This window comes from Paraburkholderia sp. BR10937 (assembly GCF_040965695.1).
In the GTDB taxonomy this organism is placed as follows: domain Bacteria; phylum Pseudomonadota; class Gammaproteobacteria; order Burkholderiales; family Burkholderiaceae; genus Paraburkholderia.
The window spans coordinates 14342-30651 of the sequence record NZ_JBFRCL010000012.1 but is presented as its reverse complement, the minus strand read 5'-3'; the positions used below and the strand labels follow the sequence as shown (position 1 = coordinate 30651).

General features: G+C 63.5%; 16 protein-coding genes. 13 read left to right on the top strand and 3 right to left on the bottom strand.

Going from position 1 to position 16310, the window contains the following annotated elements:
- Positions 1-562: 562 nt before the first annotated feature.
- A complete protein-coding gene (locus AB4Y44_RS12315) occupies positions 563-841 on the top strand; it encodes an HU family DNA-binding protein (protein ID WP_028207645.1) in 279 nt (92 codons plus the stop codon).
- Between the two features lie 225 nt (positions 842-1066).
- Here AB4Y44_RS12315 and AB4Y44_RS12310 read toward each other — a convergent pair whose 3' ends face one another.
- Entirely contained in the window at positions 1067-2569 is a 1503-nt protein-coding gene (locus AB4Y44_RS12310) for a diguanylate cyclase (protein WP_368699681.1), read from the bottom strand.
- A gap of 149 nt (positions 2570-2718) precedes the next feature.
- Positions 2719-3096 carry a DUF427 domain-containing protein gene (locus tag AB4Y44_RS12305; RefSeq protein ID WP_342923349.1) on the bottom strand — a complete coding sequence of 126 codons (378 nt, stop codon included), beginning with the start codon at positions 3094-3096 and terminating at the stop codon, positions 2719-2721.
- 214 nt (positions 3097-3310) lie between these two features.
- Here AB4Y44_RS12305 and ssuD point away from each other — a divergent pair, with 214 nt between their 5' ends.
- The 3 genes from ssuD to AB4Y44_RS12290 all read left to right on the top strand — a co-directional run bounded on the left by ssuD (position 3311) and on the right by AB4Y44_RS12290 (position 6180).
- A complete protein-coding gene (gene ssuD / locus AB4Y44_RS12300) occupies positions 3311-4456 on the top strand; it encodes an FMNH2-dependent alkanesulfonate monooxygenase (protein ID WP_342923348.1) in 1146 nt (381 codons plus the stop codon).
- 150 nt (positions 4457-4606) lie between these two features.
- Positions 4607-4852 carry a helix-turn-helix transcriptional regulator gene (locus tag AB4Y44_RS12295; RefSeq protein WP_342923347.1) on the top strand — a complete coding sequence of 82 codons (246 nt, stop codon included), beginning with the start codon at positions 4607-4609 and terminating at the stop codon, positions 4850-4852.
- 2 nt (positions 4853-4854) lie between these two features.
- Positions 4855-6180: a type II toxin-antitoxin system HipA family toxin gene (locus AB4Y44_RS12290; protein WP_342923346.1), complete on the top strand. Its 1326-nt coding sequence runs from the start codon at positions 4855-4857 to the stop codon at positions 6178-6180.
- A gap of 109 nt (positions 6181-6289) precedes the next feature.
- Here AB4Y44_RS12290 and AB4Y44_RS12285 read toward each other — a convergent pair whose 3' ends face one another.
- Positions 6290-7210: a LysR substrate-binding domain-containing protein gene (locus tag AB4Y44_RS12285; RefSeq protein ID WP_368699680.1), complete on the bottom strand. Its 921-nt coding sequence runs from the start codon at positions 7208-7210 to the stop codon at positions 6290-6292.
- A gap of 194 nt (positions 7211-7404) precedes the next feature.
- Between AB4Y44_RS12285 and AB4Y44_RS12280 the strand changes: the two genes are divergently transcribed.
- The 9 genes from AB4Y44_RS12280 to AB4Y44_RS12240 all read left to right on the top strand — a co-directional run bounded on the left by AB4Y44_RS12280 (position 7405) and on the right by AB4Y44_RS12240 (position 16122).
- Positions 7405-8541 (top strand): muconate/chloromuconate family cycloisomerase, encoded by a 1137-nt coding sequence (locus tag AB4Y44_RS12280; RefSeq protein WP_368699679.1) that lies wholly within the window; start codon positions 7405-7407, stop codon positions 8539-8541.
- Between the two features lie 28 nt (positions 8542-8569).
- Positions 8570-8860, top strand: a complete 291-nt coding sequence (gene catC, locus AB4Y44_RS12275; RefSeq protein ID WP_254317753.1) for a muconolactone Delta-isomerase — start codon at positions 8570-8572, stop codon at positions 8858-8860.
- Positions 8861-8901: 41 nt separating this feature from the next.
- A complete protein-coding gene (gene catA / locus AB4Y44_RS12270) occupies positions 8902-9837 on the top strand; it encodes a catechol 1,2-dioxygenase (RefSeq protein ID WP_368690461.1) in 936 nt (311 codons plus the stop codon).
- A 113-nt stretch (positions 9838-9950) separates the two neighbouring features.
- Positions 9951-11321: a Rieske 2Fe-2S domain-containing protein gene (locus tag AB4Y44_RS12265; RefSeq protein ID WP_368699678.1), complete on the top strand. Its 1371-nt coding sequence runs from the start codon at positions 9951-9953 to the stop codon at positions 11319-11321.
- Positions 11318-11806 (top strand): benzoate 1,2-dioxygenase small subunit, encoded by a 489-nt coding sequence (gene benB / locus AB4Y44_RS12260; RefSeq protein ID WP_368699677.1) that lies wholly within the window; start codon positions 11318-11320, stop codon positions 11804-11806. Before AB4Y44_RS12265 ends, benB begins: the two co-directional genes overlap by 4 nt.
- Before the next feature lie 52 nt (positions 11807-11858).
- Positions 11859-12881 carry a benzoate 1,2-dioxygenase electron transfer component BenC gene (gene benC, locus AB4Y44_RS12255; protein WP_368699676.1) on the top strand — a complete coding sequence of 341 codons (1023 nt, stop codon included), beginning with the start codon at positions 11859-11861 and terminating at the stop codon, positions 12879-12881.
- On the top strand, positions 12878-13654 hold the full coding sequence (gene benD / locus AB4Y44_RS12250) for a benzoate diol dehydrogenase BenD (RefSeq protein WP_368699675.1): 777 nt from the start codon (positions 12878-12880) through the stop codon (positions 13652-13654). The genes benC and benD overlap by 4 nt, the downstream gene beginning before the upstream one ends.
- Before the next feature lie 88 nt (positions 13655-13742).
- Positions 13743-14477, top strand: a complete 735-nt coding sequence (locus AB4Y44_RS12245; RefSeq protein WP_368699674.1) for an ABC transporter substrate-binding protein — start codon at positions 13743-13745, stop codon at positions 14475-14477.
- A gap of 484 nt (positions 14478-14961) precedes the next feature.
- Positions 14962-16122: a porin gene (locus tag AB4Y44_RS12240; protein WP_368699673.1), complete on the top strand. Its 1161-nt coding sequence runs from the start codon at positions 14962-14964 to the stop codon at positions 16120-16122.
- Positions 16123-16310 lie beyond the last annotated feature (188 nt).

The following is a 16310-nucleotide window of genomic DNA, read 5'->3' as shown; positions in this document are numbered from 1 at the left end:
ACGACGCGATCTCCCTTTGCGTGGACGACACCAAAGGCGAAAGGCGTGCATGCCACCCTACGTTGCGCAACTGAAAGACAGGATGCGATCGGGTCGCCGCGATCCCCACTCCGGAGGACGCTGCCGAAGCTGCGAGGCGACCCAGGCGCCGCGGTCGATGCGGCCCGCCTGGCTCGCCGGATGCTGCCCGGGCGACCTCTCCGAGGAGTGAGAGCCGGCTGGCGGCAGTCCCGGCGAGACATTTTTTTCTGGCTTGGTGATTACCGGAAATATCGCCGAGTTTCGCTATGTCTCAGCGGTCATCTGCACGAATCATTCCTGTATAAACCCGCCTGAAACCGCCGCAATGTCGTTTTTGTGCATTTTTGCCAATTTTTAACGTGTTTTTGTCTACACACTGACTCCGTGTTGTGCTATTGATTCGGCTTTCGCCGTCGTGCACGTGGGAGGCAAAACACGTGCCGGGCGGGCGATCGGCGCGTTTCCATATGCAACGCGATTTGCCTGTTTCGCCCGCGTGAGGTAGGGTATGCAGGTTTTCTCAACTCAACACAGGTAGCAGATGAACAAACAGGAACTCATTGACGCAGTCGCCGCTAGCACGGGCGAGACCAAGGCAGCCACGGGCGCAGCTATCGACGCGATCCTCGACGTCGTCACGCGTGCGGTCACCTCGGGTGACTCCGTGCAACTGGTCGGCTTCGGCTCGTTCTCGACTGGCCAGCGTGCCGCCCGCGTGGGCCGCAACCCTGCCACGGGCGCGGAGATCCAGATTGCCGCCGCCAAGACGGTGAAGTTCACCGCTGGCAAGGCATTCAAGGACGCCGTCAACGCGTCGTGATGCCAGGTCCGCCGTCATGGCGAACGCGCGCGTTGCCGGCTAGCTTGCTGGCGCGCGGCGCAGCATCACGCCAGTGCGGTGGCCCGCACTCGGGCAGGTGGCGTCGCGCCGCTGGCCTGAGTGTGTGAAACGAGGGTGCAAGACCCTCGGCAAGCCGGCATGTTCACATGCCGGCCGCTTTTTCTTCCCTGCCTTTCTTACGGTATCCGAAGCGTTTCTCGAGCTTCACGCATCACGCGCGGCGTCGGCTTCCAGCGATGAGCGGCTCGTTTCGTTGCGGCGGCGCTTGGCCTCGTACATCGCCGCGTCCGCTTCACGCAGCATCGCTTCCACGCTTTCGCCTTCCTCGCAGCTCGCAAAGCCCATTGAAAAGCTCAGCTTCGGTCCGCCGTAAAACTGGTTGTTCAACTCCACCAGTTTGGTAATGCTGCCCACTACGGTTTCCGCATCGCGCAGGTCGGCGCCGGGCATCAGCACGGCGAATTCGTCGCCGCCGATGCGCGCGGCCTGATACGGCTTCTGGATCGCTTTCGCGAGCACTTCACCGGCACGGCGCAGCAACGCGTCGCCGGCCGCGTGGCCCAGCTGGTCGTTCACCGTCTTCAGGTTGTCCATATCGACGACGATCGCGCTCACCGGGAACGGCCCCTTGCGATGCAGACGATTGAGTTCGTCCACATAGAACGAGCGGTTCTTGAGCTTCGTGAGCACGTCGTGCTTGCCGAGGAATTCGAGGTAGGCCTCGGCTTTCTTGCGCGCCGTGATGTCGGTGAGCGCGAGCAGCACGAGGTCCCACTGCGCTTCGTGGCCCGGGAACACGGAAAACTGCAGGTGGACGTTGACCTCACTGCCGTCGAGCGCGTAGTTCACCACCTCGCGCTGCTGAAAGAGGCGGCCTTCCCAGAGATCGAGCAACTGTTCGCGGAAGTGCGGACGCATTTCGTCGCGGAACACCTCGGGCAGGCGCGCGAGCAGCGTGGCCTTGTCCGGTGCGCGAAACATGCCCAGCGTGTAGTGGTTCACGTCGAGCACCTGGATTTCGCTCATGCAGCGCTCGACGAATTCCGGGTGGACGTCGGTGAAGGTGCGAAAGTCGACGATGCCCTGCTCGCGGACCTCGTTGAGCAGCTCGCGAATGGCGGAGAAGTTTTCGACCCACAGCGAAACCGGCGAGTGTTCGAAAACGCCGAGCGCGTATTGCTCGCTCACGGTCGCCCGATGGCGCGCTTCTTCGAGCGCCGAGACGTCTTCGATCGCTACGAGCACGCGGCTCCAGTCGGCTTCGTGGCCCGGCAGGATCACGCCGCGCAACAGGATGTCCATGCGCCGGCCGCGCAGCGTGTAGTTCACGCTCTTGCTCTCGAACGTGGTGTGGCCGGACCACATCTGCTCGAGTTCGCCAACGTGCGCCTGGAACATGTCGTCGCGCAGCACCTGCGGAAGATGCGCGGCGAGCTCTTCATAGTCGCGCGCACCGTAGAGATCGAGCGTATGGCGGTTGACCTTGAGCACGCGGATGCAGGCCGAGCATTCGGCCACGCGGCGCGGATCGTCTTCGAGGAACTGGCGCAGGCTGGTCACGCCTTGTGCGCGCCAGCTCTCGAACAGCGCGCGCAGCTGGCTATAGTCTTCGAGCCACAGCGAAGTGGGCGTCACGTCGAAGAAGTCGAGCAGATCGACGCCCATGTTGGCAAAACTGGCCGCGGTGGCCGGGGTGCCTTGTTGCATGTCGGTTGGATGTAAGGGAACGGGGGGCGGCGGGCTGCGCCGCACGAGCTACCGAATCCTGGCACACCTTGGGGCCCGAGTGGGCATCGACGATGCAGATGTCACCTCGCCTGGCGATACGTTACGCATCGAAAGGCGGCGCAGGGCGCTCAGTCGGACGTTTCGATCGAATCGACGCGATCCGGATAGAACGCGAGGTGGTCCTTGATCGCCGACACCGCTTCATGCGGCGTTTCATAAGTCCATATCGCGTTCACGGCTCGCGCGCCGCCTGGCGTGATCGAGTAGTACGAAGCCTCGCCCTTGTACGGGCACCAGCTCTTGTGTTCCGTGCGCGAGAGCAGCGACATGTCGGCGTCCTCGCGCGGTATGTAGAACACGGCAGGATAGCTCGCCTCTTGCAGCGTGAGCGCGCGGCGCGTGTCGGCGACCACGCGGCCGCCTGCTTTCACGACCACGCGCGTGTGCGCCGGTTCGACCGTGATCGGGTGATCGGGGCCGGGAATCTTGACGGTCCGGGTGTCCATGGCTGGGTTCCTCGCGAAAGGGGAAATACGGGTGTTTAGCCGAATACATCATATGCAATTGCAGATTAACTGGTAGGGGAAAACGCTGCAGGCTGTTTCAATGAGGGCGCGACTGAGTTCGACGCACGGGCGACGATAGTCACGCGATTGCGCCGCATGCCATCGCGCTTCCAGTCTTCACCCGCGCCTTCATTTACCCGCAGCAGGATCACTGATGAGCCTCGATATCTTCTGGTTCTTGCCGACTTCCGGCGACACCCGCTACCTCGGCAAATCCGATTTCGGCCGCGCGCCGACCAACGCCTATATGCGCCAGATCGCCGTGACCGCCGAAGAACTCGGCTATGACGGCCTCCTCATTCCCACCGGCAGCAGTTGCCTCGACCCGTGGGTGACGGCGGCGAGCCTCGCGCCCGTCACGCAGCGCATCAAGCTGCTCGTCGCGCTGCGCACGTCGCTCGGCGGTCCCACCGCTTCGGCGCGCCAGGCGGCTACGCTCGACCAGGCGTTGAACGGCCGCTTGCTGCTCAACGTCGTGCCGGGCGGGGACGCCACCGAACTCGCGGCCGACGGCGTGTTCCTTGCGCACGACGAGCGCTACGAAGCCGCCGACGAATTCCTGACGATCTGGCGCGACCTGCTGCGCGGCGAGACGGTGAACTTCGAGGGCAAGCATTTGCGCGTGCAGGGCGCGCAGAACTATCACGCGCCCGTCCAGACGCCGCATCCGCCGCTGTATTTCGGCGGCTCGTCGCCGGCGGCGCACGAACTGGCGGCAAAGCACGTGGACGCCTATCTCACGTGGGGCGAGCCGCCCGAGGCCGTCGCGCAGAAGTTCGCCGATATCCGCGCGCGGGCGGCGCGCCATGGACGCACGCTCAGGCTCGGCGTGCGCCTGCATGTGATCGTGCGCGAGACCAATGAAGAAGCGTGGGCCGCCGCCGGGCGCCTCATCAGCAAGCTCGACGACGACGACATCCGCCGCGCCCAGGAAAACTATGCGCGCATGGATTCGGTGGGCCAGCGTCGCATGGCCGAGCTGCACGGCGGCAGCCGCGACCAGCTCGAGATCAGCCCGAACCTGTGGGCCGGCGTGGGCCTCGTGCGCGGCGGCGCGGGCACGGCGCTCGTGGGCGACCCGCAAACCGTGGCGGCGCGCCTGAAGGAATACGTGGACGCCGGCGCGGACAGCTTCGTGCTCTCGGGCTATCCTCACCTCGAAGAGGCGATCCGCTTTGCCGAACTGGTGTTCCCGCTGCTGCCGGGCAAGAAGCCGGTGACGCTGCGCGACCAGGCGTTGACGGGCGGCGCGTTCGACGTGCGTGCACGTGAGCGGGCCCAGGAGGCCGCGCGCGCGTGAGCACCGCCGTGCGCGGCAAGCGGGCCGGGTCCAGGGAGGGCACCGGACGTCTATTCGTGTGAGCGATATTTGCGATTTATTCGTGTGAGTGATATTGGCGAAATATTCCCCACAGGCATATAATCAATTTATGCCTCACAGGAATATGCCATGAAGATCATCGTCCAGACGCCAGGCGGGCTTGGCGAGATTCTGCAATCGGCGCGCAAGGCGCGCGGCCTGACCCAGGCGCAGGCCGCGGCGCATCTCGGCATCGGCCAGCCGCGTCTTTCCGCGCTCGAAACCACGGGCGCCGCCAGCCTCTCGCTCGAGCAGATGCTCGCGCTGTTCGCGCTCTACGGGCTGGAACTCTGCGTGCAGTCGCGCGAGGCGGCGGCCGGCGCGCCGGAGTGGTGAGCATGGGCCGCAAATCGCATTCGCGCGCGCTATCGATCTGGGCCAATGGCGAGCGTGTCGGCACGTGGGTCATGACGCCCGCCGGCGACACCGAGCTGCGCTATGACGACGCCTGGAAGCGCTCGGCGGTGGGCCGGCCGCTTTCGCTCTCGCTGCCGTTCGGCATCGGCGACGTGCCGTTGCGCGGCGAACGCGTGACGCACTATTTCGACAATCTCCTGCCCGACAGCGAGCCGATCCGCCGCCGCATTGCGACGCGCTTTCGCACCGATACGCTCGAGGCCTTCGACCTGCTCAAGGCCATCGGGCGCGATTGCGTGGGCGCGGTGCAACTGCTGGGCGAGGATGAAACGCCGGGGCGCATCGACCGCATCGAAGGCACCGCGCTGAGCGATGCCGTCATCGAGCGCCTGCTGCTCGAAACGGCCGGTGCGCTGCCCGGTGGGGCGCTCGAGACCGACGATCTGCGCATTTCGCTGGCGGGCGCGCAGGAGAAGACCGCGCTCCTGCGCCACCGCGGCAAGTGGCTGTTGCCGCGCGGCGCCACGCCCACCACCCATATTCTCAAGCTGCCACTGGGGCTGATCGGCCATCGCAAGGTGGACTTCAATACCTCGGTCGAGAACGAATGGCTTTGCCTGGCACTGCTGAGGGCCTACGGGTTGCCCGCTTCGCAGGCGCAGATCCTCCAGTTCGGCGCGCAGAAGGTGCTCAGCGTGGAGCGCTTCGATCGTACGCGCTCGCGCACCGGTGGCTTGCTGCGCCTGCCGCAGGAGGACTTCTGCCAGGCGCTCGGCGTGCCGCCGCATCGCAAATACGAAGCGCACGGCGGCCCCGGCGTGCGCGAAATTGCGGGGCTCCTGCGCCAGTCGCTGCGGGCGCGCGAGGACCTCGAAACGTTTCTCACCGCGCAAATCGTCTTCTGGATGCTCGCAGCGCCGGACGGCCACGCGAAGAATTTCAGCATCCGCCTGCTGCCGGCAGGGCGCTTTCAGCTCGCGCCGCTCTATGACGTCATGTCGATCTGGCCCGTGGAGGGCGACGGCGGCAATCAATGGTCGTGGCACAAGGCGTCGCTCGCCATGGCGGTGTGGGGCAAGGCGCGCCACTATCGCATGCGCGACGTGAAGCGCACGCATTTCGACGCCACCGCGCAGCTGTGCCACTACGGGCCGGACGCGTGGCCGCTGATCGAGCGCGTGCTGGCGCGTACGCCCGGTGCGATCGAAGAAGTCGCGGCGACGCTGCCTGAAGGCTTTCCCGAGCGGGTGGCAGAGCGGCTCTTCGACGGATTGCGTTTTTCGGCGGAGCGGCTGGCAGGGCAGTGACGGTGTGCCCAGCGGGAAACCGTGGAGGCGGGCATCCATTACGTTCAGGAGGATTCGCCGGCCGTGCGCGCATTCCTGAACGAACTGGCGTAGGCGGCGGCACGTCGCTTCAAACCTTTTGCTTCTTCGCGGGCAGCCACGTTTGGGGCTCGGCGTACATTTCCTTGACCAGCTGCTTCACGAGATCGACGTAGACGGAGTTGTCGTTCACGCGATGATTCAGGATGATGGGCGACGTCGCGTGGTCGCTGTCGATCAGCCGGTAGTGCACGTCCTGGCGCAGTTGCCGCGCTGAAGCGGGGATCACGCATACGCCGAACTCGGCCGCGACGAGACCCAGCGCCGTCTGGATTTCGCGCACTTCCAGCACCTCACCCGGTTGCACGCCGTCGCCGTGCAACACGTTCAATACCTGATCGGCGAAACTGGGGCGCGGCTCCTTGGGGTAGACGATCAATTTCTGCCCGGCCAGTTGCTCGATGGAGATGGGCGTCGACTCCTGCGCCATCTCGCTGCCGATCGGCACCACCACCGCCAGCGGCTCTTCGCGCAGGACGATGCCCGCGACGTTGGGGTCGCTGTGGCGCACGCGTCCGAAGCCGACGTCGATGCGGCCTTCCTTCAACGCCTCGATCTGCTGCACCGACATCAGTTCGACCATCTGGATGTCGAGTTCGGGCGCGTTCTGGCGCAGCTTGCGCATCAACGGCGGCAGCCCCGAATACAGAACGGAGGCGACGAAGCCGATCGACAACACGGTGCGGTGATGCAGTCCCACGTGTTTGGCGGTCGCCTGCAGTTGTTCGACGCGCCCAAGAATCTGCATGGCCTGCTCGTAGACGAGACGCCCCGCATCGGTCGTGCGCACCGGTCGCGTATTGCGGATCAGCAGGGGCACGCCGATCTCTTGTTCGAGCAACTGAATCTGCCGGCTCAGCGGCGGTTGAGCGATGCAAAGCTGTTCCGCGGCGCGCGTGAAATTGCGCTCGCGCACGACGGCAACGAAATAACGAAGCTGGCGGAGGTCCATGGTTTTTTCCCAAATGAAGCATCCAATTGTCGATACTCTGAGAATATGGTGCGCCGCAATATCGGTCTGTTCATGGGCGATTTCGGGGTTTCCATATTATAAAGGTATGGAATTGAACGCAAATAGTATTGGATCAGGCTCAGGCGCGGCGTGTATAAATCCACCAGACCTTCTTCACTTACGCAGCCTTCGACATGACTTCCGCCACGATCGAACGTATCGAAACCCGCCTCGTCGATCTGCCGACGATTCGCCCACACAAGCTGTCCGTCGCCACGATGTACGGGCAAACCCTGATGCTGGTGAAGGTGTATTGCAGCGATGGCATAACCGGCATCGGTGAAGGTACGACGATTGCCGGCATGGCCTACGGCCCCGAAAGCCCGGAAGCGATGAAGCTGGCGATCGACGCCTACTTCGCCCCGGCGATGATCGGCCAGGACGCCACGCGAATCCAGGCGCTCATGGCACACCTGGGCAAGCTCGTGAAGGTCAATCATTTCGCCAAGTGCGCGCTGGAAACCGCGCTGCTCGACGCGCAGGGCAAGCGCCTCGGCGTGCCGGTGAGCGAACTGCTGGGCGGCCGCCGCCGAGAACGCCTGCCGGTGGCATGGACGCTCGCTTCGGGCGATACCGCCAAGGACATCGCCGAAGCCGAGACCATGCTCGAAGTGCGCCGCCACAAGATCTTCAAGCTGAAGATCGGCGCGAAGGACCTCAAGACCGACATCAAGCACGTGGCCGACATCAAGAAGGCGGTAGGCGATCGCGCCGCCGTGCGCGTGGACGTCAACATGGCCTGGAGCGAGACGCAGGCGGCCTGGGCGATTCCGGCGCTGGCGGACGCCGGCTGCGAACTGGTCGAGCAGCCGGTGGCTTCGCCTGCGGCGCTGGCGCGCCTCATGCGCCGGTTCCCGGTGGCGTTGATGGCCGATGAAATCCTCCAGGGACCGGAAAGCGCGTTCGAGATCGCGAAGAACGAGGGCGCCGATGTGTTCGCCATCAAGATCGAACAAAGCGGCGGACTGTTCGCGGCGCAGCGCGTGGCCACGATTGCGGACGCCGCGGGTATCGAGCTGTATGGCGGCACGATGCTCGAGGGCGCGTTCAGCACGGTGGCGTCGGCGCACCTGTTCGCGAGCTTCGCCAACCTGCAGTGGGGCACCGAACTGTTTGGCCCCTTGCTGATCACCGAAGAAATTCTGACGACCCCGCTGGACTACAGCAACTTCGAGCTGACGGTGCCGAACGGCCCGGGCCTGGGCATCGAACTGGACGAAGCGAAGGTCAGGCGCTTCACCCGCGATGGCCTGATGAAAGTCACGAAGTAATCCGGACACCTGATAAACGGACAAGACGATGCTTTTCCACGTACGCATGGATGTGAACATCCCGGCCGACATGCCGGCCAACGTCGCCAACGAAATCAAGGCGCGTGAAAAGGAGTACTCGCAGGAGCTGCAGCGCAGCGGCAAGTGGCGCCATATCTGGCGACTGGTGGGCGAGTACGCGAACTACAGCATCTTCGATGTCGAGAGCAATGCAGAGCTGCACGACATTCTCACCGCCTTGCCACTTTTTCCGTACATGAAGATAACGGTCACGCCGTTGTGTCGCCACCCGTCCTCCGTCAGGGACAACGACGCCTGAGCTGATTCCCCCTCAATACCAGCAAGCACCAGGAGACAAAGATGAGCGCAAAAGTATTCGACACGAAGGAAGTGCAGGACCTGCTGAAGGCCGCTGCGAATCTCAACGGCGGCAGCGGCAACGCGCGTTTCCAGCAGGTCGTCTATCGACTGCTGGGCGACCTGTTCAAGGCCATCGACGATCTCGACATCACGCCCGATGAAGTCTGGGCCGGCGTGAACTATCTGAACAAGCTCGGCCAGGACGGCGAAGCGGCGCTGCTCGCCGCCGGTCTCGGCCTCGAGAAGTACCTCGACATCCGCATGGACGCCGCCGACAAGGCGGTGGGTCTCGAAGGCGGCACGCCGCGCACGATCGAAGGCCCGCTGTATGTGGCGGGCGCGCCGGTGCGCGAGAGCGTTTCGCGCATCGACCTCAACGCCGACGCCGATGCCGGGCCGCTCGTCATTCACGGCACGGTCACCGGCCTCGACGGCAAGCCGCTCGCCGGCGCCCTGGTCGAATGCTGGCACGCCAATTCGAAGGGCTTCTATTCGCACTTCGACCCGACCGGCGCACAGGACGACTTCAACCTGCGCGGCGCGGTGAAGACCGGCGCGGACGGCAAGTACGAATTCCGCACGCTCATGCCGGTCGGCTACGGCTGCCCGCCGCAGGGCTCGACCCAGCGCCTGCTGGACGGCCTCGGGCGCCACGGCAACCGCCCGGCGCACGTGCACTTCTTCGTCTCGGCCGACAACAGCCGCAAGCTCACCACGCAGTTCAATATTGAAGGCGACCCGCTGATCTGGGATGACTTCGCCTACGCGACGCGTGAAGAACTGATTCCGCCGGTGGTCGAGAAGACCGGCGGCACGGCGCTCGGCCTGAAAGCCGACACGTACAAGGACATCGAGTTCAACTTCACGCTCACGCCGCTGGTCCAGGGCAAGGACAACCAGCTCGTTCACCGCCTGCGCGCTGCAGCCGCGGCGTAACCGTCCCGCACGGCGGCGGCGTCACGCCGCCGCCCCCCGTTTCACCGCGATCATCAATCGACACCGATGCAGGAACTCCGTACCGCGTGTGGAGTATGCATAGGAGAGCTAATATGTCAGCCATCATCGACAAAGCCAGTGACCTGGATCACCTGCTGTCCACCGCCGTGCAGGACGACAAGCAAAACGGTGTGTTCCGCTGCCGCCGCGACATCTTCACCAATGCCGACCTGTTCGAACTGGAGATGAAATATATCTTCGAGAAGAACTGGGTCTACCTCGCGCACGAAAGCCAGATTCCCGAAAACAACGACTACTACACCACGTGGCTCGGTCGCCAGCCGGTCGTCATCACGCGCGACAAGACCGGCACGCTGAACGCCGTGATCAACGCCTGCGCGCACAAAGGCGCCATGCTGTGCCGGCGCAAGCATGGCAACAAGGGCAGCTTCACCTGTCCGTTCCACGGCTGGACGTTCTCCAACACCGGCAAGCTGCTCAAGGTGAAGGATGAAAAGACCACCGAATACCCGGTGCAATTCAACAAGCAGGGCTCGCATGACCTGAAGAAGGTCGCGCGCTTCGAGAACTATCGGGGCTTTCTGTTCGGTAGCCTCAATGCCGACGTGCAGCCGCTCGAAGACTACCTCGGCGAAGCGAAGATCATCATCGACCAGATCGTCGACCAGTCGCCGAACGGCCTCGAAGTGCTGCGCGGCAACTCCTCGTATGTCTACGACGGCAACTGGAAGATGCAGATGGAGAACGGCTGCGACGGCTACCACGTCAGCACCGTGCACTGGAATTACGCCGCGACCATGGGCCGCCGCAAGGAAGACGGCACCCAGGCGGTGGACGCCAACAGCTGGAGCAAGTCGGTGGCCGGTGTCTACGGCTTCGACCACGGCCACATCCTGCTGTGGACCAACACGATGAACCCCGAAGTGCGGCCGGTCTACAAGCATCGCGACGAAATCAGGGCGCGCGTGGGGGAAGTGCAGGCCGATTTCATCGTCAATCAGACGAGAAACCTGTGCCTCTACCCGAACGTGTTCCTGATGGACCAGTTCAGCACGCAGATTCGTGTGGTGCGCCCGATCAGCGTGGACAGGACCGAAGTGAACATTTTCTGCTTCGGGCCGAAGGGCGAGAACGCGGAAGACCGTGCGACGCGCATTCGCCAGTACGAGGACTTCTTCAACGTCACGGGCATGGGCACCGCCGACGACCTGGAAGAGTTCCGCGCCTGCCAGGCGGGCTACGCCGGCACCACGGCGATGTGGAACGATCTCTCGCGCGGCGCGCCGCTGTGGGTCGAAGGCGCGGACGACAACGCGAAGAAGATGGGCCTCAAGCCGGTCATTTCCGGCGAACGCAGCGAAGACGAAGGGTTGTTCGTGGTTCAGCACGAATACTGGGTGCACGCCATGCGCGACGCCCTCGAGCAGGAACGGAATCACGAACAAGCGGGAGCGCAGGCATGAGCAACGACTACCAGAAAATCTGCGCCGCGCTGTACCGCGAAGCGCGCCTGCTCGACGATCGCCAGTGGGAAGAATGGCTCGCCTGCTACGCAGAAGACGTCACGTACTGGATGCCCGCGTGGGACGACGATGACCAGCTCACCGACGACCACGAATCGCAGATCTCGCTGATGTACTACCCCGATCGCGGCGGCCTCGAAGACCGCGTGTTTCGCATCAAGACCGAACGCAGCGGCGCCTCGATGCCGGAGCCGCGCACGAGCCACAACGTCACGAACGTGGAAGTGCTGGCGGACCGCGGCGACGAAGTGGAAGTGCGCTACAACTTCCACACGCTCAATCATCGCTACCGGACCACGGATCACTTCTTCGGCACGATGTTCGTCACCTTGCGCCGAGCCGGCGACGGCTTCCTGATCGCCTGCAAAAAGATCGTGCTGAAGAACGACTACATCCGGCAGGTGCTCGACGTTTATCACGTGTGAAGTCACGTTCGACATCGAGCCTCAGTTTCAACATGGGATAGAAGGAGACACCATGTCCAGCTACAAGATTGCACTCAATTTCGAAGATGGCGTAACGCGTTTCATCGACTGCAAGGCAGGCGAGAAAGTGCTCGATGCGGCCTTTCGCGCGCGCATCAACCTGCCGATGGATTGCTCGGACGGCGTGTGCGGCACCTGCAAGTGCCGCGCGGAAAGCGGCTGCTATGACCTGGGCGAAGACTATATCGAGGACGCGCTGACCGAAGACGAAAAGGACAGCGGTCTCGTGCTCACCTGCCAGATGGTGCCGGAAAGCGATTGCGTGATCGCGATTCCCGCGTCGTCCACGGTCTGCAAGACAGCGCAGAGCAAGTTTGCGGCCACGGTGGCTAAGGTCGAACAGCACAACGACGCCGCGGTCGTGCTCGAACTGGACGTCGACGCAGCGGGCCCCGTGTTCCTGCCGGGCCAGTATGTCAACATCGACGTGCCGGGCAGCGGCCAGCATCGTTCGTATTCCTTCTCTTCCGCGCCGGGCGAATCGAAAATCAGCTTCCTGATCAAGAAGATTCCGGGCGGCGTGATGAGCACGTGGCTCGAAGCCGCGCAAGCGGGCGTGAAGCTCGAATTGACGGGGCCGCTCGGCAGCTTCTATCTGCGCGACGTGCAGCGGCCGCTGCTGTTCCTCGCGGGCGGCACGGGTCTCGCGCCGTTCCTTTCGATGCTGGAAGTGCTCGCGCGCACCAACGCGCAGCAGAAGGTGCATCTGATTTACGGCGTCACACGCGACCTGGACCTGGTGCTGGTCGAAGCCATCGAAGCCTACGCGGCGAAGCTGCCGAACTTCAGCTTCGCTACCGTGATCGCCGACGCGGATTCGACTCATCCGCGTAAAGGCTGGGTCACGCAGCATATTCCCGCCGACGCCCTGAACGACGGCGACGTCGACGTGTATCTGTGCGGCCCGCCGCCGATGGTGGACGCCGTACGCAAGTATTTCGACGACGAAGGCGTGAAGCCCAACAGCTTCCATTACGAGAAGTTCACCCCCAACGTAGTCCCGAAGGCGGCATGATCATGCAACGATTCGCAGGCAAGGTCGTCGTCGTCACCGGGGCGGCGCAGGGAATCGGCCGCGGCGTGGCGCTGCGTGCGGCGGCCGAAGGCGGCAAGGTGGTGTTCGTCGATCGCGCGAATTTCGTCGCGGAAGTCGCGGCCGAGGCGCAGGGCGCGCAAACGGCGGGCTTCGTCGCCGACCTCGAAACGTATGAGGGCGCGAAAGCGGCAATGGATTTCGCCACGCAGACGTTTGGCGGCATCGACATTCTCATCAACGGCGTGGGCGGCGCGATCCGTATGCGTCCTTTCGCGGAATTCGAGCCGGCGCAGATCGATGCGGAAATCCGCCGCTCGCTCATGCCCACGCTATATGCGTGCCATGCCGTGCTGCCGTATCTGCTCGAGCGCGGGCGCGGCACCATCGTCAACGTGTCCTCGAACGCCACGCGCGGCATTCGCCGTGTGCCGTATTCGGCCGCGAAGGGCGGCGTGAATGCGATGACGCAATCGCTGGCGATGGAATACGCGGAGCACAATATCCGCGTGGTCGCCACGGCGCCGGGCGGCACCGAAGCGCCGCCGCGCCGCGTTCCGCGCAATGCCGCGGGTGACAGCGAGCAGGAAAAGGCCTGGATGGGCGAGGCGGTGCGCCAGGTCACCGAATCGACCTTCTTCAAGCGCTACGGCAGCCTCGACGAACAGGTCGCGCCAATCCTCTTTCTCGCTTCGGACGAGGCGAGCTATATCACCGGCTCGATCCTGCCGGTCGCCGGTGGCGACACGGGCTGAGCGATGCACACAGGGTGATGGTGGACGCGCACAGGCGGGTGGGGTGATATCCTCGAAAGACCCCGATTTCGGCCCGCGCTCCCCACCCATGAACATCGATCCCGCTCTCGTCAAAGCCTTCGCGCCCACAGGCACGCTGCGTGCCTCCATCAATCTCGGCAATCCGATACTCGCGAATCGCGATGCGGCGTCGGGCGAACCGTTCGGCGTTTCCGTCGATCTCGCGCGTGCTTTCGCGCAGCACTTGGGCGTGCCGCTCGAACTTGTCGTATTCGACGCAGCGGGCAAGTCCGTCGAAGCCGTGAGCGACGAACGTGCGGACTTCGGCTTCTTCGCCGTCGATCCCAAGCGAGGCGAGACGATCGCGTTTACCGCGCCTTATGTGTTGATCGAAGGCTTCTATCTGGTTCGCAACGATTCGCCGTTGCGCACCAATGCCGAAGTCGATCAACCGGATAATCGCGTTGCCGTGGGCAAGGGCAGTGCCTATGACCTCTTTCTCACGCGCGAATTGAAGCAGGCGCAGATCGTGCGCGCGCCGACCTCACCCACTGTCGTGCAAACCTTCCTCGAACAAGGGCTCGAAGTGGCCGCCGGCGTAAAGCAGCAACTCGAAGCCGATGTCGCGAAAGTTGGCGGCTTGCGTCTGCTCGACGAGCGCTTCATGGTGATTCGCCAGGCGATGGGCGTCGCGAAGCGCCGCGGTCCGCAGGCCACCGAAGCGCTTGGCGCGTTCGTCGAAATGATGAAGGCATCGGGATTCGTTGCAGAGGCCTTGGCGCGCCACGCAATAGCGGGCGCCTCGGTTGCGCCGGCCGCTTAAACGAATCAAGCCAAAAGAGAGTGCGCATTGAGAGAACAATCACCACGCTCCGTGGGCCGATTAGCATCGGCGACTTTCGATGAAGATAATCGGCCTTTGTCGCCGGCTTTAATGCGACAACCCGAAAGCTTTATGTAATTTGTTCGCCGATATTCACGCCCCGCACATTCCTCGATGCGCGTCGAGCCTTGCCAGGCGCGGTTGTGCCATCGACGCCACGTCGCTCGAATTTCGACACCATTTTTATTTTCGACGCCCTATGATGCGGGTGTTCGATTCGCGCCGCACTCACCGCCCGATTTCCATTCTGCCATTGCATTTTCAACATCGATGAATTGCGTAATTCGCAATAATCATCGGCGGATAGCTTTTGGCTTTTGAATCTGCACCGAAATGGAATGAACGCAAATGAGATTGCACGTCGATGGTGCCGGCCGCCTGAATTCGATGCATTGACCCACCGCCAAATCCGGAGCTTGAAAACATGAAAAAATCGCTACTCGCCGCGGCACTGCTGAGCGCCTTTGCTATTTCGGCGCACGCGCAAAGCAGCGTGACCCTTTACGGCCTGATCGATACCGGTCTCGTCTACACGAACAACCAGTTCGGCCATAGCAACTGGCAGCTGAACAGCAGCTCCACGCAGAACACGGTGTTCGGCCTCAAGGGTTCGGAAGACCTCGGCGGCGGTCTGCATGCAATCTTCAAGCTCGAACAAGGCTTCCTGCTCAACAACGGGGCGCAGGCGTTCTCGGGTCTCGGCTTCGGTTCGCAGGCGTGGGTGGGCCTGCAAAGCGACCCGTACGGCACGCTCACGTTCGGCCGCCAGTTCGACGTGATGAACGACCTCGTGGGCCCGCTCACGGCGGAATTCAACACGTGGGGCGGCAGCCTCGCGGCTCACCCGTTCGAGAACGACAACCTCGCCGCGAACTCGGTGGTCATCAATAACTCCGTCAAGTACGCGAGCCCGACCTGGTACGGCGTGACGTTCGAGACGATGTACTCGTTCAGCAACAAGGCCGGCGACTTCGCGAACAACCGCTCGTACGGCTTCGCCGTCTCGTATACCCAGGGCCCGCTGAACCTCGCAGCCGGCTACCTGCAGTTCAACAACGCGGGCAACGGCAGCGGCGCGGTCACCTCCGGCGACACGAGCGCGAACTTCCTGGCCGAACGTCAGCGCGTCTGGTCGCTCGGCGGCAACTACACGTACGGCCCGGCCACGGTGGGTCTGGTCTGGAGCCATTCGCAGATCGACAACGCCGCAGGCGTCTACTCGTTCGGCACGGGCACCTATCTGGGCTCGAACGACGACTCGGCCGGCTCGCTCGCGGGTTCGCTGCGCCTCGACAACTTCGAGGCGAACGTGAAATACGCGCTCACGCCGGCATGGAGCGTTTCGGGTGCCTACACGTACACGCACGGCGCCTACAACGGCACGAACCCGGGCTGGAACACGGCAATGCTGCAGACGGACTACGCCGTCAGCAAGCGCACCGACTTCTACCTCGAAGGCGTGTACCAGAACGTGCATGGCGCACCGCAAGGCTCCGTGCTTTCGCACGCCATGATCAACACGCTCTCGCCTTCGTCGACCGACACGCAGGTCGCCGTGACGGTGGGCATGCGTCACGCGTTCTAAGTCGATTCGGCGATGGCTTCGGCGGGCATCTGTCCCCGCCGGACGCTTCCCCTTGCGCGGCGGGCTTCCTCGAAAACGGGGACCCGCCGCGTTGTCACATCTGCACGCCTGCATCCGCTCAAGCCTGTTTCCCCGATCCAGATAGTTGAAATTTTCAACTATTTGACTATACTGGCGTCCAGCTAGCG

Coding starts and splice junctions, on each gene's coding strand:
- AB4Y44_RS12315 (WP_028207645.1), top strand. CDS start 563: ATGAACAAACAGGAACTCATTGACGCAGTCGCCGCTAGCACGGGCGAG.
- AB4Y44_RS12310 (WP_368699681.1), bottom strand. CDS start 2,569: ATGCAACAAGGCACCCCGGCCACCGCGGCCAGTTTTGCCAACATGGGC.
- AB4Y44_RS12305 (WP_342923349.1), bottom strand. CDS start 3,096: ATGGACACCCGGACCGTCAAGATTCCCGGCCCCGATCACCCGATCACG.
- ssuD (WP_342923348.1), top strand. CDS start 3,311: ATGAGCCTCGATATCTTCTGGTTCTTGCCGACTTCCGGCGACACCCGC.
- AB4Y44_RS12295 (WP_342923347.1), top strand. CDS start 4,607: ATGAAGATCATCGTCCAGACGCCAGGCGGGCTTGGCGAGATTCTGCAA.
- AB4Y44_RS12290 (WP_342923346.1), top strand. CDS start 4,855: ATGGGCCGCAAATCGCATTCGCGCGCGCTATCGATCTGGGCCAATGGC.
- AB4Y44_RS12285 (WP_368699680.1), bottom strand. CDS start 7,210: ATGGACCTCCGCCAGCTTCGTTATTTCGTTGCCGTCGTGCGCGAGCGC.
- AB4Y44_RS12280 (WP_368699679.1), top strand. CDS start 7,405: ATGACTTCCGCCACGATCGAACGTATCGAAACCCGCCTCGTCGATCTG.
- catC (WP_254317753.1), top strand. CDS start 8,570: ATGCTTTTCCACGTACGCATGGATGTGAACATCCCGGCCGACATGCCG.
- catA (WP_368690461.1), top strand. CDS start 8,902: ATGAGCGCAAAAGTATTCGACACGAAGGAAGTGCAGGACCTGCTGAAG.
- AB4Y44_RS12265 (WP_368699678.1), top strand. CDS start 9,951: ATGTCAGCCATCATCGACAAAGCCAGTGACCTGGATCACCTGCTGTCC.
- benB (WP_368699677.1), top strand. CDS start 11,318: ATGAGCAACGACTACCAGAAAATCTGCGCCGCGCTGTACCGCGAAGCG.
- benC (WP_368699676.1), top strand. CDS start 11,859: ATGTCCAGCTACAAGATTGCACTCAATTTCGAAGATGGCGTAACGCGT.
- benD (WP_368699675.1), top strand. CDS start 12,878: ATGATCATGCAACGATTCGCAGGCAAGGTCGTCGTCGTCACCGGGGCG.
- AB4Y44_RS12245 (WP_368699674.1), top strand. CDS start 13,743: ATGAACATCGATCCCGCTCTCGTCAAAGCCTTCGCGCCCACAGGCACG.
- AB4Y44_RS12240 (WP_368699673.1), top strand. CDS start 14,962: ATGAAAAAATCGCTACTCGCCGCGGCACTGCTGAGCGCCTTTGCTATT.